This is a genomic window from Rummeliibacillus sp. JY-2-4R, assembly GCF_053847205.1.
Genome location: NZ_CM132623.1, coordinates 1,833,736 through 1,855,623, shown reverse-complemented (window position 1 = coordinate 1,855,623; position 21,888 = coordinate 1,833,736). Strand labels below are relative to the sequence as shown.

22 protein-coding genes and 3 tRNA genes are annotated in these 21,888 nt (G+C 33.0%); 8 read left to right on the top strand and 17 right to left on the bottom strand.

What is annotated here, in order from left to right; genetic code table 11:
- Positions 1–98: 98 nt before the first annotated feature.
- Entirely contained in the window at positions 99–1,703 is a 1,605-nt protein-coding gene (locus ACWV26_RS08965) for an ABC-F family ATP-binding cassette domain-containing protein (RefSeq protein ID WP_455898000.1), read from the top strand.
- Positions 1,704–2,075: 372 nt separating this feature from the next.
- Here ACWV26_RS08965 and ACWV26_RS08960 read toward each other — a convergent pair whose 3' ends face one another.
- From ACWV26_RS08960 to ACWV26_RS08950, 3 genes are all read right to left on the bottom strand, one after another.
- Positions 2,076–2,276 (bottom strand): cold-shock protein, encoded by a 201-nt coding sequence (locus tag ACWV26_RS08960; protein WP_455897999.1) that lies wholly within the window; start codon positions 2,274–2,276, stop codon positions 2,076–2,078.
- A gap of 186 nt (positions 2,277–2,462) precedes the next feature.
- Positions 2,463–2,663: a cold-shock protein gene (locus tag ACWV26_RS08955; RefSeq protein ID WP_102692015.1), complete on the bottom strand. Its 201-nt coding sequence runs from the start codon at positions 2,661–2,663 to the stop codon at positions 2,463–2,465.
- 227 nt (positions 2,664–2,890) lie between these two features.
- On the bottom strand, positions 2,891–3,169 hold the full coding sequence (locus ACWV26_RS08950; RefSeq protein ID WP_455897998.1) for a DUF1033 family protein: 279 nt from the start codon (positions 3,167–3,169) through the stop codon (positions 2,891–2,893).
- Positions 3,170–3,570: 401 nt separating this feature from the next.
- Between ACWV26_RS08950 and ACWV26_RS08945 the strand changes: the two genes are divergently transcribed.
- Entirely contained in the window at positions 3,571–4,221 is a 651-nt protein-coding gene (locus tag ACWV26_RS08945; RefSeq protein WP_455897997.1) for a 5-bromo-4-chloroindolyl phosphate hydrolysis family protein, read from the top strand.
- Positions 4,218–5,402, top strand: coding sequence for a toxic anion resistance protein (locus ACWV26_RS08940; RefSeq protein WP_455897996.1), 1,185 nt, complete (start codon positions 4,218–4,220; stop codon positions 5,400–5,402). The genes ACWV26_RS08945 and ACWV26_RS08940 overlap by 4 nt, the downstream gene beginning before the upstream one ends.
- Positions 5,403–5,452: 50 nt before the next feature.
- On the opposite strand, the gene ACWV26_RS08935 is transcribed toward ACWV26_RS08940, so the two are convergent.
- The 3 genes from ACWV26_RS08935 to ACWV26_RS08925 form a co-directional block, all read right to left on the bottom strand.
- Positions 5,453–7,354 carry a vWA domain-containing protein gene (locus tag ACWV26_RS08935; protein ID WP_455897995.1) on the bottom strand — a complete coding sequence of 634 codons (1,902 nt, stop codon included), beginning with the start codon at positions 7,352–7,354 and terminating at the stop codon, positions 5,453–5,455.
- 11 nt (positions 7,355–7,365) lie between these two features.
- Positions 7,366–8,229: an ATP-binding protein gene (locus tag ACWV26_RS08930; protein ID WP_455897994.1), complete on the bottom strand. Its 864-nt coding sequence runs from the start codon at positions 8,227–8,229 to the stop codon at positions 7,366–7,368.
- Positions 8,230–8,320: 91 nt separating this feature from the next.
- Positions 8,321–8,518, bottom strand: a complete 198-nt coding sequence (locus tag ACWV26_RS08925) for a DUF6501 family protein (RefSeq protein ID WP_455897993.1) — start codon at positions 8,516–8,518, stop codon at positions 8,321–8,323.
- 438 nt (positions 8,519–8,956) lie between these two features.
- Between ACWV26_RS08925 and ACWV26_RS08920 the strand changes: the two genes are divergently transcribed.
- Positions 8,957–9,265 carry a hypothetical protein gene (locus tag ACWV26_RS08920; protein WP_455897992.1) on the top strand — a complete coding sequence of 103 codons (309 nt, stop codon included), beginning with the start codon at positions 8,957–8,959 and terminating at the stop codon, positions 9,263–9,265.
- Positions 9,266–9,282: 17 nt separating this feature from the next.
- On the opposite strand, the gene ACWV26_RS08915 is transcribed toward ACWV26_RS08920, so the two are convergent.
- Entirely contained in the window at positions 9,283–10,071 is a 789-nt protein-coding gene (locus ACWV26_RS08915) for a serine hydrolase (RefSeq protein WP_455897991.1), read from the bottom strand.
- A 17-nt stretch (positions 10,072–10,088) separates the two neighbouring features.
- Positions 10,089–11,855, bottom strand: coding sequence for a DNA helicase RecQ (gene recQ, locus ACWV26_RS08910; RefSeq protein ID WP_455897990.1), 1,767 nt, complete (start codon positions 11,853–11,855; stop codon positions 10,089–10,091).
- A 222-nt stretch (positions 11,856–12,077) separates the two neighbouring features.
- Here recQ and ACWV26_RS08905 point away from each other — a divergent pair, with 222 nt between their 5' ends.
- Positions 12,078–12,986, top strand: a complete 909-nt coding sequence (locus tag ACWV26_RS08905) for an EamA family transporter (protein WP_455897989.1) — start codon at positions 12,078–12,080, stop codon at positions 12,984–12,986.
- A gap of 240 nt (positions 12,987–13,226) precedes the next feature.
- Here the strand turns inward: ACWV26_RS08905 and ACWV26_RS08900 are convergent, their stop codons facing one another.
- On the bottom strand, positions 13,227–13,643 hold the full coding sequence (locus tag ACWV26_RS08900; protein ID WP_455897988.1) for a hypothetical protein: 417 nt from the start codon (positions 13,641–13,643) through the stop codon (positions 13,227–13,229).
- A 177-nt stretch (positions 13,644–13,820) separates the two neighbouring features.
- Here ACWV26_RS08900 and ACWV26_RS08895 point away from each other — a divergent pair, with 177 nt between their 5' ends.
- The 3 genes from ACWV26_RS08895 (at position 13,821) to ACWV26_RS08885 (ending at position 16,147) form a co-directional block, all read left to right on the top strand.
- On the top strand, positions 13,821–14,855 hold the full coding sequence (locus tag ACWV26_RS08895) for a PTS transporter subunit IIC (RefSeq protein ID WP_455897987.1): 1,035 nt from the start codon (positions 13,821–13,823) through the stop codon (positions 14,853–14,855).
- Between the two features lie 182 nt (positions 14,856–15,037).
- The gene (locus ACWV26_RS08890; RefSeq protein ID WP_455897986.1) at positions 15,038–15,931 is read left to right on the top strand and encodes a ComEC/Rec2 family competence protein; all 894 of its coding nucleotides are present in this window, start codon (positions 15,038–15,040) and stop codon (positions 15,929–15,931) included.
- Positions 15,932–16,147: a DUF3006 domain-containing protein gene (locus ACWV26_RS08885; protein ID WP_455897985.1), complete on the top strand. Its 216-nt coding sequence runs from the start codon at positions 15,932–15,934 to the stop codon at positions 16,145–16,147.
- A 164-nt stretch (positions 16,148–16,311) separates the two neighbouring features.
- Here ACWV26_RS08885 and ACWV26_RS08880 read toward each other — a convergent pair whose 3' ends face one another.
- From ACWV26_RS08880 to ACWV26_RS08845, 8 genes are all read right to left on the bottom strand, one after another.
- Positions 16,312–17,241 carry a DMT family transporter gene (locus ACWV26_RS08880; protein WP_455897984.1) on the bottom strand — a complete coding sequence of 310 codons (930 nt, stop codon included), beginning with the start codon at positions 17,239–17,241 and terminating at the stop codon, positions 16,312–16,314.
- Between the two features lie 168 nt (positions 17,242–17,409).
- Positions 17,410–17,482 (bottom strand) — tRNA-Phe (locus tag ACWV26_RS08875).
- Between the two features lie 7 nt (positions 17,483–17,489).
- Positions 17,490–17,579 (bottom strand) — tRNA-Ser (locus ACWV26_RS08870).
- Positions 17,580–17,585: 6 nt separating this feature from the next.
- Positions 17,586–17,660, bottom strand: a tRNA-Gly gene (locus tag ACWV26_RS08865).
- A 184-nt stretch (positions 17,661–17,844) separates the two neighbouring features.
- Complete coding sequence (locus ACWV26_RS08860) at positions 17,845–18,045, bottom strand: cold-shock protein (RefSeq protein WP_455897983.1); 201 nt, start codon at positions 18,043–18,045, stop codon at positions 17,845–17,847.
- Between the two features lie 335 nt (positions 18,046–18,380).
- Positions 18,381–18,758, bottom strand: coding sequence for a PH domain-containing protein (locus ACWV26_RS08855; RefSeq protein ID WP_455897982.1), 378 nt, complete (start codon positions 18,756–18,758; stop codon positions 18,381–18,383).
- A 94-nt stretch (positions 18,759–18,852) separates the two neighbouring features.
- Positions 18,853–20,478 carry a M20/M25/M40 family metallo-hydrolase gene (locus ACWV26_RS08850; protein WP_455897981.1) on the bottom strand — a complete coding sequence of 542 codons (1,626 nt, stop codon included), beginning with the start codon at positions 20,476–20,478 and terminating at the stop codon, positions 18,853–18,855.
- Between the two features lie 728 nt (positions 20,479–21,206).
- Positions 21,207–21,812 (bottom strand): YdhK family protein, encoded by a 606-nt coding sequence (locus ACWV26_RS08845; RefSeq protein WP_455897980.1) that lies wholly within the window; start codon positions 21,810–21,812, stop codon positions 21,207–21,209.
- Positions 21,813–21,888: the final 76 nt, after the last annotated feature.

Sequence of the window (21,888 nt, the reverse complement as noted above, 5' to 3'; positions counted from 1 at the left end):
GTTACTCTCTTCGCTTTTTTATTTGTTACTGTTAAAGTAATAGTGCAAATACAATAACCATGATATAATAGTAATATTGTGAATAAGGAGGTACATGCATGATTCAAGTAAGTAATGTAGGTCTTCGCTATGGCGACCGTAAGCTATTTGAAGATGTTAATATTAAATTTACGCCAGGTAACTGTTACGGTTTAATCGGTGCCAATGGCGCAGGTAAATCTACTTTTTTGAAAATTTTATCCGGAGATATCGAACCACAAGATGGTCATGTTAGTATGAATCCTGGTGAACGTCTTGCTGTTTTAAAACAAAACCACTTCGAATACGAGGAATTCCAAGTTTTAGAAACAGTTCTGATGGGTCACAAACGATTATATGACGTGATGCAAGAAAAAAACGCAATATATATGAAAGATCCCTTTACCGATGAGGATGGAATTCGTGCAGCAGAATTAGAAGGTGATTTCGCTGACATGAATGGTTGGGAAGCTGAATCAGATGCAGCAATCCTTCTTCAAGGTCTTGGAATCCCTGAATCTATGCACTATATGACAATGTCAGAGTTGACAGGTTCTGAGAAAGTAAAAGTATTACTTGCACAAGCATTATTCGGTAAACCAGACGTATTATTACTTGATGAACCTACCAACCATTTGGACTTGAAAGCAATCAAATGGTTAGAAGAATTTTTAATCAATTTTGAAAATACAGTAATCGTTGTTTCCCATGACCGTCACTTCTTGAACAAGGTGTGTACTCATATTGCCGACCTTGATTATTCAAGAATTCAAATCTATGTAGGAAACTATGACTTCTGGTATGAATCCAGTAAATTAGCACAAAAAATGCTATCAGATCAAAACAAGAAAAAAGAAGAAAAAATTAAAGAATTACAAGAATTCGTTGCTAGATTCTCTGCAAATGCTTCTAAATCAAAACAAGCTACATCACGTAAGAAAATGCTTGATAAAATTGAATTAGATGATATTAAACCATCTAGTCGTAAATATCCTTATATTAACTTCTCAATGGAACGTGAAATCGGGAATGACGTGCTTACTGTAGATGGCTTGAGCAAATCAATAGAAGGCGAAGTTCAATTTAAAGACTTACGTTTTATCATGAATAAAGAAGATAAGATTATCTTAATCGGAGATGCTATTGCAAAAACTGCACTTCTTAAAATCCTTGCTGGTGAAGACGAAAATTATGATGGCTCATTTAAATGGGGTATTACAACTTCTCAAAGTTACTTCCCTCTTGATAACGAAGAATATTTCAATGGTGGCGAAAAAACGCTCGTTGATTGGTTAAGACAATTCTCTCCTGAAGATGAAACTGAAACATTTCTTCGTGGTTTCTTAGGCCGTATGTTATTTAGCGGTGAAGAAGTGAAGAAATCCCCTTCTGTTCTTTCAGGAGGCGAAAAAGTACGTTGTATGCTATCACGTATGATGCTTTCTCATTCTAATGTATTATTATTAGATGAGCCAACAAACCATCTTGATTTAGAATCAATTCAAGCATTAAACGAAGGACTGATTAATTTTAAAGGCGCCATGATCTTCACTTCTCATGACCATCAATTTATACAAACAATTGCGAATCGTGTAATTGAGATTCGTGAAGATGGTTCTATTTTAGATAAACAACTGTCATATGATGAATTTTTAGAATGGAAAGAATCAAACAACTTGGATTAATTAATCAATCTATTATCTTGAATTTTAAAGCATATTGTTTGCATCAAGAAGGCAAAGCTAATTTATATCAGCTTTGCCTTCTTACTTTTAATTAAATAGAACATTTTAATGCCAATTCGGAAGTATACATTATTCGTCATAATCCATTAAAATACGTCACAAAATGTTCATAAATAAAAGAATTTTCCACCAAAAATATTGATAAATTATATATCATTCATATATAATATTAAATAGTTTTAGAGAAAACTATTTTGTATACAATTTCCTTTTTAGGTTCATACTATGATTGTTACTAGCAGTTAAGAAGAATTTTGTATGCAAAAAAGCATCCACACAGTTAAGTGTGAATGCTTCCTTAAATTTTCTAAATTAGAATTTAGAAACGTTTGCTGCTTGTGGTCCGCGGTTACCTTCAACCACTTCAAATTCTACTTTTTGACCTTCGTCAAGAGTTTTGAAGCCTTCGCCTTGGATTGCTGAGAAGTGTACGAATACATCATCTTCGCCTTCTACTTCGATAAAACCGAATCCTTTTTCTGCATTAAACCATTTTACTGTACCTTGTTTCATGTGAGAAAACCTCCATATAAATAAAAATTTTTAAATCAATACGCAATTTTCAACCGAGATCAAAGATTTACATATTACAAAAAGCATCTAATATCAGGTACTCTTTGTAATACATAAATGGTTAAAAGTTCAAAACTATGTATTTAAAAGTAAGGGGTAAACGAGTTACCCCTTTTAAGCAGTCAATTAAAGTTTTGTAACGTTTGCTGCTTGTGGTCCGCGGTTACCTTCAACTACTTCAAATTCTACTTTTTGACCTTCGTCAAGAGTTTTGAAGCCTTCGCCTTGGATTGCGCTGAAGTGTACGAATACATCGTTTTCGCCTTCTACTTCGATGAAGCCGAAGCCTTTTTCTGAGTTAAACCATTTTACTGTACCTTGTTTCATGTGAGAAAACCTCCAAAAAAATAAAAGTGAACAAATAAGAATTAACAACCCAAAACAAAAATTCACATATTACATAAAGTACCGAGACAAGCCGATCACTTTTTGTAATATGTGAATGGAAGTTTGCGGTAAATCAATTTCATTTGTTACATTTAGTATAACATGTAAAAAATGAATGTCAACAAAATTGAAGATTTTTCAAAAAGTTTATTACTTTCAACTTGGGTTTATTTGATTTCTTCCCATATGATGCCGTGATACGTCTGAATATCTTCATCACATGCCTCACAAAATTGAACTTCTTCATCTGACCAGAATGCCCAAAAGCGATCCTTCTTATGTTCATGATGCATATATTTCTGGTTAAACTTTTCTAATGTTTCACTTAAAAATTGTTTTGCTTCTTCTTTATTATTAAAAACATTTTCATTTACAATGTTCTTTTCCCATCCATCAAATTCCCACCAGGGCTCATAATCTGCTTTCATATATATAACCTTATACATAGACTTCAATCCTTTAAAAAATAATTTTTTAAACTATAGCAATAAAAATACAATCAAAATCCTAAAAAAACAATAAAATTGCTTGTATAAGTTATAATTCCAAGTATTTCAAAGAAAATTTTCCTTTTGTTACATCTTTATTCAAATATTTAGTTTCAATAAGCTTTTTATATCCTTTCTTTTAGCATATTCTTTCAAAATATATTAAAATTAATTTAATTGAATGTAATTTCTATTCAATTTTTTAAATGGTTCGTATGCAAGGTTAATGATAATTTCTTAACAATTTTTGAATTCAGCATGATCAATAAGTTGAATTAAATATCTCTTATTTATAAATAAAGTGAAACTTTCTCTTACTTCATTCGTACTTAAAAGAAGAGTTAGAAGGAGGAAAATCCATGTTTAAATTTGGACAATTTATTATCAGAAATAGCTTCAATCTAATCGTAATTTTATCAACATGGATGATATGTAGTTTTAATTTTGATGTTAATTTTTGGATTAGCTCATTGATTGCAGTCATTAGCTACTTACCATCGAACTTTATTATTAAGAACATACAACTATCCAGATATTTAAAAAGAATTGGTCTTACTCGTTCAGAGTACAAGCATATCAATTCTCAAATAAATGAAGCATATAGCGAACTTCGTAACTTAAATCGTTATTATACAAAGGTTCGTTCTATCTCAACATTTAAGCAACTTTTTGAAATGAATCGTTTAGCAAAAAGAATTGTAAACATTGTAAATAAAAACCCTAAAAAGTTTTATAACGTAGAGCAATTTTTCTACGCTCATCTTCACTCTGCAAGTGAATTGACTGAGAAATATGCCCTACTCTCTACACAACCGATAAAAGACATGGATGTACATTTAGCGTTGCAAGAAACTAGGGAAACTTTAGAAGACCTAAATAATACTATGCAAGAAGACTTACATGCAGTACTAGCATCGGATATCGAAGAACTTAAGATGGAGTTGGATTTCGCACAACTTTCAACTTCAAAAAAACAATTATCAGCTAATTTGAGAGGAGATTCTAAATGACAGACTCAGCTTCTAATCATGCAAAATCAATGGATGATTTATTAAATAATCCTTTTGATTTTCAACCACAACCTGTTCAGTCAAGTGTTACATCTTCAGAGTCTAAAACTCTTTCAATAATAGATCGATTACCTGACGAAGATAAGAAAAAAGCTGAGCAATTAGCATCTCAGATTCCTGTTGGGGATTATCAATCCATTTTAACTTATGGTGCAAATGCTCAAAACGAACTATCTCGATTTTCACATCAAATGCTTGACCATGTTCAACGTAAAGATATCGGTCCTGTTGGAGATGTTTTAAAAAATCTAATGGATAAATTAAATGAACTTAATCCTGAAGAGCTTCAACAAGGTAAAAAAAGTGGCATTCGGAAATTTTTTGGTCGCGTTTCTCGTTCTCTACAAGAAATGATGACTAAATACCAAAAATTAAGTACACAAATAGATCGAATTGGTATTCAACTAGAACATTCTAAAGGTGGATTAGTTGAAGATGTTAAAATGTTAGATCAGCTTTATGAACAAAATAAAACTTATTTTCAAGCTTTAAATGTTTATATTGCGGCAGCTGAACTTAAAAAAGAAGAAATCGTAACAGAAATGCTACCAAAGCTGAAACAAAAAGCTGAACTTTCTCAAGATCAGATGGATGTGCAAGATTTCAATGACCTTGCACAATTTGTAGATCGCCTTGAAAAGCGAGTTTATGACTTGCAATTATCTCGCCAAATAACTATACAAACAGCACCGCAAATTCGGATGATACAACAAACGAACCAAACTTTAGCGGAAAAGATTCAAAGCTCTATTATGACTGCAATACCTTTATGGAAAAACCAGATAGCAATTGCCTTAACATTAAACAACCAACGTAAAGCTGTAGAAGCACAAAAACAAGTGACAAAAACAACAAATGATTTACTGTTAAAAAACTCTGAAATGTTAAAAGTCAACACTATAGAGACTGCGAAAGAAAATGAACGAGGATTAGTTGAAATAGAAACTTTAAAGAAAACTCAAGAAAACTTAATTTCAACTATTGAAGAAACTTTACAAATCCAAGCAGATGGACGCCAAAAACGCAAAGCTGCTGAAATCGAAATAGCCCGAATGGAAGAAGACTTAAAACAAAGGTTACTCGCAATTCATACTGAGCAACAACAAAGATCACCTTATTGATTAATAAAGGGAGAAGACAAATTTTTTATTTGTCTCTCTCTTTTTCATTATTATTGACTTTGAATAACTAATGAGATCACCTTTCGTAAAAGTCTTAATGTAACATCTGTAAATTTTTCTACACTATCAGCAGCAACTGTTTGGTTACCATATATCATTTGGAAAAGTTGCAACTGTTCTTCCCCTGGCATTTCTATATTTAAAAATAAATGTATGACTTGAATATTTTGTTTTTTTGCTTCTAAAACTGCTTCTGCAGTATCTTTAATTCCATTTTGAGCATAGTCAAAAGCAGATGGTTCCCCGTCTGAAAAAACTAAGATAAATCGATTCTTTTCATCTCGGAATTTCAAGCGCTTTGTCATCCATCGAATTGCAAAGCCGTCACGATTATCTTCATGTGCGGTAAGAGACATGATAGCGGGACCATCATCTCTATTTCCATCTTCTAACTTGTGCAACCACTCAAAAGTATTGGGCTGTACATTAGGTGTTGCTTCATATGCATCTTCATAAAAAGAAACCATTTCATGAGGAATATTCATTTGTCTTAACACATCATGAAATAACAATACAGCTTTTTTTGTTTCATCCATTTTGTCTATCATTGAAGCAGATCCATCAATTAGTAATCCAAAAACAGCATTTAAAGGTTTAGCAGGAGCATTTTTTTTATAAAATGGTTTAGGTCGATCTTCTAATAGAAATTTCGCTAATTTCGATGAATCTAATCTACCTTTTGATAAATTCTCTCTCTTTGCCAATTCTTTTTGAGCCAACCGTTTTCTAAATTCTGAAGTGATTGCTTTTACGCTTGGAGCTTGTTCCAAACGCCAAATAGCTAAAGTAGTTAAGTCATCCATATCTTTTGTTTGCGTAATTCTTTTTTCTTCAAAAACTACATTTCTATTTTGTTCACCAAAGTCTTCACCTGCTTGTCTTCTACCGTGTGGGAGTTTTTTTGCTTCGTTTAGTGAAGATTTTTGTGGAGTTGCTTTTGTATTCGGTGTAGCTCCAGTACCTTCTTCAGAAATTTCATTACCAGCTTGTCCTTCTTCAGCCTCTAAACTTAATGACTTTGAGGCATTTCCTCTTTCTAATTCAAAACGTAAATGAACCCCGGATTCTTCCTTTGTTTCTCTATGCCAAGTTTGGAATAGCTGTTCAATCGTTTCTTTTTTATTTTCTTGATCACCGCTTTCTTGTCCTTTTACTCCACTATGCTCATGAAATTTGGCTGCTTTTGGAATTGAATCCATTAATGCATAATAATTAAGTGTTACATCTTTGGGAATTTGGCCTGCTACGTAAGGCATTATTCGATAAATTAAATCTATACTATCTTTTGTCGATTTTACGTCATAAATTTGTTGAAATGGATAAAGTACATGTTCAAATTTCTCTGCAAGTTCAGATTGAGGTAATGACATCATTCCATCATGCGCTGCCAAATACAAATAATTAATCAATGCATCTGCTATAAATCCTTTTTGAGAATTTACTTCAAATCGATGTCTATGCGCATCAGTATATGCTTTTCTTCTAATCTCAATAGCTTTTTTTGTACCAGGTCTCTTTTTTGCAACAAAATCCATTAACCGAAATTCTTCAACGAGCATTACTAACTGCTTATATAACTTTTTCAGCTCATGATCTTGCAAATCTTCTTCAAATGACAGCCAAGTTGTAACTGAGAATTCTTTCCAAAAACCACATGTTACTAGATAAATATCAGAAAGCCGGCCTAAATGTGTCGTTTCCTGATTACGATGACGCCAGAATACACTGATGGCTATTTGCTCCTCTTGTGGCTTCATTTCGATTAATTGACGTTCAGTTATCGTTAAGTATGGTGCATTCGCAAGTGCTTTTGCTAGATGCTCATAATGTAACATCACCCTTGGATCAATTTGTTCATTATTAAATTGTATGAAACGGTTTAGTTCGGCCATTTTTGTAAACCTCACTTTATCCAAGTTTTTGCAAGTTCCATCACTAATTCTTTTTCACTTAAATCATCTAACTTTTCAGCAACAGCATAGCGGACTGCTCTCAATGGATTCATATATTGTGCTAATTCTGTAGCGTCAAGTAAACTTCGAACGGATGCTGCTTCTTCACTTAGTAGTCCATTTATAACTTGTTGTTTTAAATCTTCCGCTAAATGCAGTATGAAAGATTGCAATTCGTTAGGGATATTTGGATATGCTTTTTGCCATAGTTCTTTTAATTGATCTCCATTTAGATATGGAACACTAAATGATACAAAACGGTTTTTTAATGCTTCATTCATCGGTGCTGTTCCAATATAGCCTTCATTGATTGCAGCGATAACGCTAAAATCAGGATGCGCCTGAATAACTTCTCCTGTAAAAGGATTGGTTAGCATACGTCTGTAATCAAGTACACTATGTAAAATCGGTAAGGTTTCGGCCTTTGCCATATTTATTTCGTCAATATAAAGAAGATGTCCTTGCTTCATCGCTTTCACAACAGGACCTTCTATAAATTCAATGATTGTTTGACCTTCTTTTTGGATCATTGTTTTAAATCCAAGTAAACTTTCCGCGTCAAGGTCAACTGAACAGTTAATGCTGTGCATGGGTTGATTAAAAAAATGAGATAATGATTCAGCCATTTTAGTTTTCCCGGATCCAGATGGTCCTTTTAATAACACAGGCTTTTTTAGAGTGACACTTAATAGGACATCATCCCATAAATAATCATTTGGAGATATGTAGCCACTTTTTCCAATTAACAGTGAATCTTCTTTTGAATGTTGACGATCTTTTCTTATACTCTGTTCTTGTTGGATAATTTGATGCATATTTTAATCTCCTTTCATCATTCAAATTCTATTAAAAACAAAAAGCCTTTCGCTATTTTTAGTCAGCGAAAAGCTAAAAGATCAAAACTAATTATTCGAAGTATTCTTTGTAATAACCACCAACATTGCCTGTATTGTCAATAACAAACAAGAATTCTTCTGTTTCGTTTTTCACTTCATAATCTTTACCAACTGTAAGCACATTTGAAACTAAGTATTTCTTTGCATTTGTATTTTTGCAAGTAACAGTTTTAATTGTTGGTGCGTCTTTCCATTTTAAATGAATCATTCTTTCAAACAACCTCTCTTAACTAAAGTCAAACTTAACTTACACTACATTTTGATAAGTTTAAGAATTCCGTGTAAATTTAAATAGATACCAACAACTATTTTATACGATTTCACTACATTTGTCCTAAAATACGGCATTTTTTTTAAAAAATCTTTTGCAAAGGTAATGTTTAACGGTGTTTTATTAAGATTCACCACTTTATTATGCTACTATTACATTAAGATTTAAGCGGGGGTGTCAATAATTGTCTTTTGGTGAAGTACCATTATGGTTTTTTGTTATAGCTTTTGCCTTTTTTATCATATTTTTTATCGTTGCGGAATGGCTTACAAGAAAATAAAATTTTTTAAAAATTCTCCTAATACTTATTGTTTAAATCGAAGTTGAGCGTGGAATACTCACAACAGAAACGACTCGGTAAAGGATGATTTCACTATGAGAATAACTAATCAGGGGAAGAAATTTATCGCTAATTTAACAGCTGACAATAAGTACCATCTACTCCGCTTCTATGCAGTGGCAGATCGAAACGGGATGCAATTTGCTGCAGATATCGATACCCCAATCCACACGGATATTATTATGGATATTGAGGGTATCCATGTTGCACTTTCCCCAAAATTACTTCCTGTTTTGAAGAACAAAATTATCCATTCTGAAACTGTTAACGGACTTACAGGAATTGTGTTGCTTGATGAAAAACACACTCAACTAAGTATTTTGAAAGAACTAACATCCCTTTGATGTTGGTTCTTTTGAATTTACGCTCTTTTTAAGTAATAGGTGATTGCTTTTCCGATATCAGCAATACACTTTTTCCCAGTGAAATTATCTTGTTCATATTGCGTTAAGACAGCTACATAGAGTAATTTATCGCGATATTTGATAATCCCAATATCGTGATTGATACCTGTTAAATTACCCGTTTTATGAAAATAATTGACTTCATCATCAACTGTATATGCATTCAACATTTCTCCAAGCTGTTGATTACTCAAAATTTGAAGTGCTTCTGCTCTTTGGTTTTGATTAAGGACTTCAGAGTATTCTCCAAATTGTTGAAGAATCTTTACCATATCTTTCGCAGTTGTTGTATTATCAAATCCCTTTTCATATGCTGCCTCATCCATAAATAAACGCTCTATTTTGCTATTTCCACAACCAATTTTCATCAAGAGCTTATTTACTTTAACCATTGAATTTTCGAGTAACAATACGTTTGCAGCAGTATTATCTGATACGATGATCATTAATTCCATTAAATTGCGGTATGTGTATGGCAAATTGCCAGACAAAAATGGGATTACACCTGCACCTTCTACTCTTACATAATTAGGAATCGTAGCAATGTCATCTAATTTTTGTGCCATATTTATGTAACACGATAGCATAATAGGTATTTTGATTGTACTAGCTGCACGAAAAACGAGTTCTTCCTGATGATAAAACGTCTGATTTTCATTTTCATCCATTATAGCAATGCCAATTTGCACATTTTGATAATTTGCGATGATTTCCCGACAATTAGATACTAATTTATGAAATGACAATTTATCACTCTTTCTAATCAATTAGTTTGAAATTTTGAGATTACATTTAAGAAAATATCTCCATACTTTTCTAATTTGTTTTGACCAACACCGTTTACCTCTAAAAATTCATAGTGAGTAGATGGTTTTTTTGCACACATATCTCTTAAAGACTTATCGGAGAAAATAACAAATGGCGGTACGTTTGCTTCATCCGCTAACTGTTTTCGAATAACGCGTAGCTCTTCGAAAAGTGGGTCTTCTTTTACAATTTGTTTTGTTTCGACAATTCCTCTTCTTTTTACTTTTAAATTTGACAAAAGAACTTCTTTTCCTTTTGGCGTTACATAAACCGTCGGCATCGACCCTTGATTAACTGCTAATATTTCCTCAGCAATCATAAATTCAATGAAATTCGTAACATCTTTAATCGTCATTTCTTTCATTAATCCATAAGTTGATAAAGTTTCAAATCCAAAGCTACGCATCTTTTGATTTTTGGACCCTACTAAAACTTGCGCTACCATGGTTTTCCCAAATTTTTGGCCCATCCGAATGACACATGATAATACTTTTTGGCATTCAACTGTTACATCAAATACTTCACGTTGGTCTGTGCAATTGCCACATTTTCCGCACTTTTCTTCCCCATTTTCTCCAAAATAATTTACAATATATTGTTGTAAACAGTGTTCTGTATGACAATAGTCAACCATACTTTGTAGTTTTCTGAGTTCTTGAGAGATTCGCTCTCGGTCATCCGTTTGATCTATTAAAAAACGTTGTGTTTGTACATCTTGAGGAGCGTATAAAAGGACACATTCACTTGGTAATCCATCCCGCCCAGCTCTTCCTGCTTCTTGATAATAACTTTCCATATTCTTTGGCAATTGATAGTGAATGACAAATCTGACGTTGGACTTATCAATTCCCATTCCAAAAGCATTTGTTGCTACCATTACAGAAGCTTCGTCATGTAAAAATCGATTTTGCTCTGCAATTCTCGTTGTTTCAGATAATCCTGCGTGATATTTTGAAACACGTAATCCTGCTTTTTTCAAGACTTCATAAAGATGATCTACTGTTTTTCTTGTTGCTGCATATATAATACCTACTTCTTGTGCATTTTTCTTTAGGAAATCTTTAACATATCGTTCTTTATTTTGCCCTATGACCACAGAGAAGCTTAAGTTATCTCTTGCAAATCCTGTGATAACTGTATTTTTGTCATCAATATTTAGTTGTTGACAGATATCATCTCTAACTGCTGGAGTAGCAGTCGCAGTAAGGGCAACTACAGTTGGTTTTTTACTAAAAAGTTTAGTTAAACGACCGATTGCTCGATAGCTTGGTCGAAAGTCATGTCCCCATTGAGAAATACAATGCGCTTCATCTACTGCAATTAATGGTACTGATAATTGAGTTAGTAAATTTCTAAAAGATTCGGATTCTAAACGTTCAGGAGCAATATATAATAATTTATAATGTCCCGCTAATGCGTTTGAGATGGTATCCTGAATTTCTATTTGGCTTAATGTTGAATTAATATAAGCTGCTTCTATCCCCATTTCTAATAATGTATCTACTTGATCTTGCATAAGTGAAATTAATGGAGATATAACAATTGTTGTACCTTCAAGCATTAGAGCTGGTATTTGGTAACAAACAGATTTCCCTCCACCAGTTGGCATCACACAAAGACAAGACGCCCCAGATAGAATATGTTCAATAATATTGACTTGACCCAAACGAAATTGTTTGTAACCAAAAAATTGTTGCAAATAGTGCTGTGCTTTTTCGATCATAGACTCTTCACCTTTCGTTTGATTTACTATTTCTATTGTACCATCAATTGATATTGCTTTCTTTGTCTAAAATCTTTATATAAACTACATGTTTGCTGCATTTTTATTGAATATTCACAAAAATAATACAGTAAATTTTACTAAACTATTTTCTTTTAAATAGTTATAAATAACCGTATAATGATTAGGTTGCAAAATTTAACAAAGGAGTTATTATCATTCATGTGGTTTTTATTTTCAATCCTGACTGCTCTTGCTTGGGGCGGAGCTGATTTATTTTATAAGCGAGGTTCTGACCATAATGACAAATTCAGTCATTTAAAAATAGTTGTAATGGTTGGGCTTGTTATGGGGATTCACGCAACTTGTTATATGCTTTATAAAGATATTGATTTTCATCCTTTTGATATGATTAAATATTTACCTGTATCATTCTTCTATATTGCTTCTATGACAATTGGTTATGTTGGGCTTCGATACTTAGAACTTTCTATTTCTTCTCCATTACAAAACTCATCCGGTGCTATTACAGCTATTTTACTATTCATCTTTTTCCATCAAGATATTGATTGGATTCATATATTAGGTGTAATCATTGTGTCAATCGGAGTTATTGGAATTGCTGTTGTTGAAAAACAACAAGAAAGTAAAGTGATGCGCTTAAACAATGTGCAGATTGATAAAAAATATCAACTCGGATTTATGGCTATTATGTTCCCTATTATTTATGCATTATTAGATGGTGCTGGAACTTTCGCAGATGGAATTTATCTTGATGAATTAAAATTAATGAGCGAAGATGCTGCTCTTTTAGCTTACGAATATACATTCTTTATCTGTGCATTCATAGCATTCATCTATTTAAAATGTATAAAAAAAGTCCAGTTTAATATTTTCAAAGAACGTGATAAAGCATGTGCCGCATTACTAGAAACAACCGGCCAGTTCTTTTATGTATACGCAATGAGTGCTTACGCCATTATTGCTGCCCCTTTAATCGCATCTTATAGTATTTTCTCTGTAATTCTTTCAAGAATATTCTTAAAAGAAAAATTAACACTAAAACACTACTTCGTTATCACTATCGTCATGATCGGTATCATCATTTTAGGCGTAGCTGACGAGTTATAAAAATAAGGCTAATTGCAATGGAATTTGCAATTAGCCTTTTTAAATAAAAAATCACTTAGGTCTCCGCTTAAAGTAAAGATGAACTAAAATGACTGCAAGCGGTGGGAAAATAAATAAAATAACATGGGTTATTTTATATATGAGAAATGTTGCAATTAAACTAATAAGCAGGCTTACTAAATACCAAAACCACATCTATTGTTACACGCTCCAACTGTTTTTACTTTAGTATACAACGCATCATTTACTTACTTCATCCTTAAACATTAAATTTTGTACAAATTGAGCATCCTTATCCTCAATTTCATAGTAAGAATATTCTTTAACCGAGTCTGTAAAGATAATCCGCTTCTTATTTTGATCAAGCCATACATTATAATTACCAATGACTAAATTTTGAGTATTATCTCTGAATTGAATATAATGCGTTTTTAAGTGTTCAATTTCATCTGGAGAGATTTTTATATTGCGACCATTATTAAATGATTGAATCCCCTTCTGGTAAGTTTTCTCGTTTCTTAATGTATTAGATATTTCAATTGTACCCATTTGATCTACTGTACCTGTTTGAACTGAATGGTTTGGCTCCATACAACCAGTTAAGAGCAAAATGAGTAGACAAAAGCTAATACATTTAAATATTCTTCCTGCTTTCATCAATTCTCCTCCTCATTATCACAAGTAGTACATTAATTCCCAATTTTCTATGTATTTTAATCTAAAAAATTTCGTGATAATTAGAAATATTTTAAATCTACTATTTACTTTTTCGCTTTAAAGCATTAAACTACAGTACTATAAAGATTAACCACCTTAGTTGAGAGGAGTATTTCCATGAAAGAGTTTTTCAATAAATTATTAACGGGAATGAGTATAGGGATTGTAGTATCTTTAATTCCTAATGCTTTAGTAGGGGAAATTTTCAAACTATTAATTCCTCAAGCACCTTTCTTACAGCATCTCTTAAATTTAACAGTGATTGCAATGAGTATGTTACCAGCTTTAATTGGTGTTATGGTTGGTATGAGTTTTAAGTTAACACCCATCCAGACTGCAAGTATTGGTCTAGCTGCTGTCGTAGGTAGTGGGGTTGTGACTATGAAAGATGGCATTATGACACTTTCAGGAATTGGAATTGTATTAAATACAGGGATTACTGCAGCGTTAGCAGTATTATTTGTGCAATTCATTGGAACAAAGTTAAAAGGCTATACGATCCTTTTAATGCCAACATTAAGTATTTTTATCCCTGGTTTGATAGGGTATATTATTTTACCGTTTGTTAAAAGTGGAACTGGACTAATTGGTACTGGAGTGCATTATGTAACAGACTTACAACCCGTTATTATGGGCGCTATTATAGCTGTTATTTTCTGTATATTGATCTTATCCCCTATTTCAACAGTTGGCGTAGCAACAGTAATTATGTTATCAGGTATTGGATCAGGGGCTGCAAACCTTGGTATTGTTTCTGCTGGATTTGGACTTTGCATTGCAAGCTACAAATCAAATTCACTTGGAACTGCACTTGCCCATGTTCTAGGTTCACCTAAAATTCAAATGCGCAATTTCTTTATGAAGCCTCAAATGGCATTTCCTATGCTAATTACAGCTGCAATTCTAGGTGCACTAGCAGGAATACTAAATATTCAAGGTACACCAATGAGTGCAGGATTTGGTATTTCAGGTTTAATCGGACCTTTGAATTATATTAATCTTACATCGAATGGTTGGACAGCTACTAATATCATCATTATGATTGGCATGTTCGTCGTCCTTCCAATAATATTAAACGTTGCCTTACTTAGATTGTTTGCATATAGGTTTAAAATGATTAATAAGGATGATTATAAAATATCTATTGAATAGAGAATAATAATGAGCTGTATCATAAGATTTAACTCTTATGATACAGCTCATTTCTTTTACTTTTAACGGAATAGACTGTTATGCCCATACTACCTGAGATTCAACTATCTTTCGTTAGTTATAGCAAACAAACATTTGTTCCCTACCACTTCCTATGATAAGATAAATCAGGAGGTATTTCTATGAAAAATAAATTAAGTGTATTATTTTTAACCCTTTTAAGTATAGTTCTACTTATAGGATGTACGCAGGCTGTAAATCAAAGAGATTTCACATCTGAATCTAATGTCAAACCTGTAACAACAACAAATGATCAAGTAAAAGTACATATCATCGACGTTGGTCAAGGTGATTCAATTTTTATCCAAACGCCAAAAGAAAGTATTATTATTGATGGTGGTAACAAAGGAAAGGGACAAATTGTAATCGACTATTTAAAACAACAAGGTGTATCGCAATTAGACGCTGTGATTTCAACCCATCCAGATGCTGACCACATTGGAGGATTACCAGATATTATCGATGCATTCCCTGTTAAATCTGTGTATGCACCACGTGTCACACATACAACAATTGCGTATCGAAATTTTTTACAATCAGTTAAAGCACAAGGACTTAAAATCAAAGTAGCAAAAAAAGATGTCCAAATTCCAACTAATGAGCAATCGTTGGATTTACATTTCGTTGGTCCGGTAAAAGATTATTCTAAAAGTGATCTAAATGACTGGAGCGGCGTATTATTTATGCAACATGGTGATAAGAAATTTCTATTTACAGGTGATGCTGAAACTCCTGCTGAAGAAGATATGTTAAATGCAGGTGTATTACAAAAAGTTGATGTCTTAAAAGTAAGTCATCACGGAGCAAAAGAAGCCTCAAATTCAAACTTTTTAGCAGTTTTGAAACCAACATTTGCGGCAATCAGTGTGGGAGAAGGAAATAGATATCATCACCCTACTAATGATGCGTTAAATAGATTAAATGCAGTGCATGCTAAGGTTTATCGAACTGATCAACATGGTAATATTGTTTTTACATCAAATGGCAAATCTATAACTGTAAAGGTGGAGAAATAAGTGCAAAAAGGAATTATTGATCGTTTTGAAGGTGATTTAGCAATTATCGAAATTGAAGATCATACAATTGAAATTCCGAAAGAAAAAATGCCGAATAGTGCAAACGTAGGTGACTTAATAATAATTAATGGTGATTCTATAACAGTAGATGAAATGGGAACAAAAAAACTTAAAGAAGAAATTGAAGATCTTGCAGAAGATTTATTTGAAGATTAAATTGCTAAACAAAAATTTATAAAATAATTGATTTTACTAGTGATAATCTGTTATGATTAGCCCACATAGTTTATTTAAGTAAGTATAAATATCATAATTCAAAAGAGAGTGAGAAATCTTATGGATTTCTCACTCTCTTTTTTATGTCATTTACCCAATCATGCCTATATTTCTTTATGTTTTTCATCTCTTTTTGTTTCCTTTTTTGAGGCAATAAAAATCGTACTAAGAATACATGCGGTTCCGATCCATTCAAAAAAACCAAAACTTACATGTAAAAAAATAACTGATAAAATCGATGCGACAAATGGCTCAACACATGCAAGAACACTGGCAACACTAGGCTTAAGATAACGAAAACTTTCAAGATAAAAATAAAATGCAAGCAGAGTTCCAAAGATAACGATGAATAAAAAACTGGCGAAAGAGGAAATTGACCAAATCCCCTCAAACTGCCAAGGCTGATGTATAAAACTAAAACCTATTCCACCAATCAACATACCCCATCCCACAACAACAATCGATCCATATCTCGCAAGTAATCCTTGAGGGTAAAGTGTATAAAACGCCAATGCAAAAGCTGCTGCAATTCCCCAAAATAACGCGACGCCAGAAATTGAAAGGTCTGTAAGCTTTCCGTGTGTAACTAACAGAATTGTTCCTATAATTGCCAGAAAAACCGATAGAGTTTCATTTTTAGCCGGGAACTTCTTGCTCTTAGTTACTATATATAAGAGGACAATCATTGGAGATAAATATTGTAAAACAGTTGCAGTCGCTGCATTTCCATGCTTTATTGCTGCAAAATATGTATATTGAACTGCTAACATGCCAAGAAAACTATACAATAGTAAACTTACGACATCATGCTTATTTTTCCAAATAGACCAGATTCGTTCTCTTTCTTTTGGATAATTGAATACAAGTAATAAAAATCCTGCAGATAAAAGCCGTAAAACAACAAGCCACTCAATATTAAAGTTTTTTACTTGGAACAAAAATTGTGCAAGTGTACCAGCAACTCCCCAAAATATTGCTGATAGCAAAACTAGTATAATACCTTTCTTTCTTTTGTTTATTGAAATTTCAGTCATTATAATACCTAAACTCCATTCTGTTTAGAAGTTAGTTAATACAACTATTGTATCACCTTACTACCTTTCCACAACAAAAATTTTAATTTTTGGATGAAGATGTTTGCTCTTTTCATTCTATGTAAAATAAAAAAGGACATCCAAATGATATTTGGACATCCTTTAATATGGGTCGGGACAGAATCGAACTGCCGACACTTAGAGCTTCAATCTAATGCTCTACCAACTGAGCTACCGACCCATTCGAGAGGAGGAAGAGGGATTCGAACCCCCGCGCGGTTTGACCCGCCTGTCGGTTTTCAAGACCGATCCCTTCAGCCAGACTTGGGTATTCCTCCGTTTTATGGAGCGGAAGACGGGGATCGAACCCGCGACCCTCACCTTGGGAAGGTGATGTTCTACCACTAAACTACTTCCGCATAATTTATTCGACATTTATAATAATATCACTCTAATTATATGAATGCAATAATTATTCGAACATAAAAATATAGATTTAACGTGCAACCATAATATTTGATGAAGGAATTTTAACACAAAAAAGAGGTCCCCTATAAATAGGTTACCTCTCGTTTTTCAAACCGTAAAACGTACTATTAAAAATTAAAGTTTTACAATGTTTGAAGCTTGTGGTCCGCGTTGTCCTTCTTCAATTTCGAATTCAACTTTTTGACCTTCATCTAAAGATTTGAATCCTTCGCCTTGGATAGCTGAGAAGTGAGCGAATACGTCTGCTCCGCCTTCAACTTCGATGAAACCGAAACCTTTTTCTGAGTTAAACCATTTTACAGTACCTTGTGTCATTTGAATGACCTCCATTAATTAAAATTATTAATACATAAGCTTTTTGAAAGAAAAAAATTCACATATTACAAAATGAATCGAACAAACACGATTACTTTTGTAATATGTGAATTCAACTTTTTCCATATAAGAACCTTATGGAATATATTATATACTAGACATACACAATTGTCTAGTTATTTACTTTAGACCAAAATTTATTAACGGGATTCCTTCATAAATATAATGGAATGCAAGAAAGACTACACTCTTCACGTTTAGCATATAAGAGGCACTTTACTTTGACGTGAAAAGCGCAGTCCATTTAAGTAGCAGTCTTGTAATAGTGCTATAAGTTATTTTAGTACATAATCGGCAAGTACGCTTTGAACTTTAAAGATATTCATTGATTTATTGAATTTCTTTTCAATCGGTTCTGCACTATTGGATAGCCAAATCTTCATTTCTGCTTCTATATCAAATGTACCAGCTGTTTCAATTGAGAAGTGAACAATGCTTTTGTAAGGGATGGAGTGGTATTCTGTTTTCTTGCCGGTTACACCTTGTTTGTCAATCAAAAGTAAGCGTCTGTTTGTAAAAACAAACAAATCACGTAAAAGTTTGTAGGCTTGTTCGACTCTTTCATTCTTTGCCAGTAAATCTTTTACCTCATGTTCAACTAAATCTAACCTTACTTCAGTGGCATTTCCCATTATGCCATCGAATAATCCCATTACACCCCTCCATCTCGATATTTATCAAGATCATTCATGACTTTCTATAAATAAATTATGATTAAAGAAATCTTTTCATTACTAATTGAATGTACTAACTTATATCAACGTCTTTTTCTTTAACCTTTCCATTTGAATAAACATATTTAATAAGTGCTTCTAATAACTTTGGCATTTCCTCAAATCCACTTTTCATTTGAAGTCGTTCAGAAATCTGATGCGCGTCCTTTCCATAAGGTCCTACATTCATTACTGGGGCATGAAACTGAGATATTTCTTCGAATGGAATATCATATGTTTCTCCCCAAACTGGTGTGTTTTTCTCATAAGTTCGCCAATCTTCATCAGCTTGAAATTGGCAATAGCTTAAGTCACAAATACCATTGAAATAATGAATCTGTTTTAGTGGTATATTCAATTTTTCTCCTTCTGCTAATAAAAGAGACATCGCACCTTGAATTAGAGTATTATCTGATGAGTTTGCAGGTGGATAATATGGTGGTGCAAATAAGAGCACGACTGCAGGAGTTAATTCCTTACAATGAATCAAGAGCTGATCAGCAATTCGTAGTGATTTTTCACGATCGTCTAACAATTCATTGGCAACAACATCCGCTATTATTTCGGAAATCTTTTCATTTCCTAATTTTTCTTCAGCATATTCTCGTAATGCTTCGAAGCGAATTACACGAATTTTCCCTAACCCTTCAATGTTTTGATTTTTGCAAATTGCATCATATCGACTTTGACATTTCTCCATTGCTGTAGTAGCTACTTCTTCGAAAATTGACATAATCTCTTTAGGACTGCGATTCATTAAGAATACATTGTACAGAGCTACAGCTTTATATGGAGTTTGTGTTGAATATTGTTCTTTTAAATCTTTCAACTGTAGCGATACAGGTAACGGTGTGAATTCACCAAATTCACTTTCTAAAAATTTGTCATTCCATTCCATTTCTGCTGTAAGAAACGCACTCATGTATGTGGCTGTTATACCTTTTAGTGGCTCCCCTACATGCGTTTCTTTTCCATAGAACATTGCAGCAGGCATGATTTTCCCTATTGTTCCGGAGTAAATGTATGCTTTTGTATCCATCGGGTCTTGTGAAAATGAAGGTTCGCTGTTTAAAAATAATACCGTCTCAAGTTGTTGCTGAGCTTGTAATTCTTTAAGATGAATTACTGCCTTCCGCATACCTGCAGAGTTTACTTCCTCATCAGGAACTGTTATGAGTAGCAAATTGATAGGCCATTGTTCATCAATTGCACGTTCGATTAACTGCATGTGAAGTGCAAGACCCATTTTCATATCCATTACTCCACGCCCAAACAAATAATCACCTGACTCTAAATCCCTTTTTGCAGAATTGTTTAAAAGATGAGTATTGGAAAAAAAAGCATTCGTTAGTTCTTCAGGCATTGTAGCTAATGGCATAAGTGCTCCATACTCCTCAATTTGGACAGTATCAAAATGACTTATTAGAACAACCGTTTCTTTTACTTTTGGGTTTTTATATAACGCAGATACTACTTGCCTTCCGTAATCAACGTCATACAGATTTAAATAGTGAGGGTTCTCTTGAAAGTAATTTAATTGTTGCAACTTTGCTTCCAATTTTTTTGAAAAAAGCTTTTCACCTTGAGTCAATGTTTGACTTTCCCAACCAACAATTTCAAAAAGAAGTGCCCGTAATTTTTCAGGTGTATTCCACATCATTTCCAACACCATCCCTTTTCTCTAATTTGATATTTTCATAGAAATCCCTGATACTCGAATCTAATCTTTTTATTATCTTTAATTGTTCAAATCAAACATGTGATAAAGTGAAACTTCAATCATTGGGGTTTTCCGACGTACAGGATTTGCAATAGAATGTGCTTTTATCCAGATTTACGGGCAGTTTGCCTCCCACAAATCCCGATTGCTTGGGCTGCAGGACGGCTTCACTCAGGTGTAGTTTTTACGCGGTGTACGATTAAGAAGAGTAAACTAGTATTATTTTAAAAGTTTTTCAGCCATACTTTTAGGGATTTTTCCTTAACCCTCTTAATTTCAACATTTAAATCCACATTTCCAATCCTATCTTTTTTCCACATCAAGTAAAAAATTTCCGTTATTAGGAAATAGTATATTCAAAATATAATGAATTTTATGTTTCTCGTCAATGATTTTTAAATAATCTTATAAAAAATATAACGAGTAATAGTAACAAAATGACGGAAGTCCATTAACTATATAAACGAACTACAAATGTGTATTGCAATAAGCTTACTTCAATAAAATAAGGAATTTCTAAATCACATTTCAACGGCAAAAGAGTAATCTTATGTTAGATAAGTTAATATAATCAAAGAATACACAAAAACATTTCCATTGACCTAGTAAATTCATCCTTTCTTTTTTTGAAATACTAAAAATAAAGTTTTTGTAAAGTTTAATATTATTTATTTTTCTGATGATAATTCGCTTTCAATGACCCATTTATGATTTTTCACTTCTTTTCCTCCGTTAGTCGGCTTATAGTTAACCATATAGACTGTTGTTTTTCTTCCAGTATCGATTGTAGCAATGGCACCTTTCATTCCGGGCATATGGTCAGCTTCTAATGTCACTTTAGCACCAGGAGCTAAAACTACGTCATCCGGTTTCTTGATTTCCTCTTGAATGACCCATTTGTGGTTTTTCACTTCTTCTCCACCTGTTGTAGGTTTATAACTAACTGTATAAGCTATCGTGTCATAGGCACCGACGACCGTCCCTTTTGCTCCTTGCATTCCTTTCATATGATTAGCATTGATGATAATACGGCTACCAACTTGATAAGTCGGATTCTCTGCTTTTATTATATTATTCGGAACAATTCCTGTATTTGAATGGTCAATGTGATTTTGTTCTGAAACAGACTGCTGGGTTTCTATATTTAAATTATCATCAGGTGCTAAATTAACATTATTATTTATATCAAACTTTTTATCATGATTATTTCCACAAGCAGACAAGGTGACTACGGCTACTAAGGCGAACAGTGTTAACATTAATCTTTTTCTCATGGTGCATCTCCTCCAAGTATTACGTATAGGCATTTAGTGATTATTGACAGTATTCCCACATTGACTTCTTTTATTT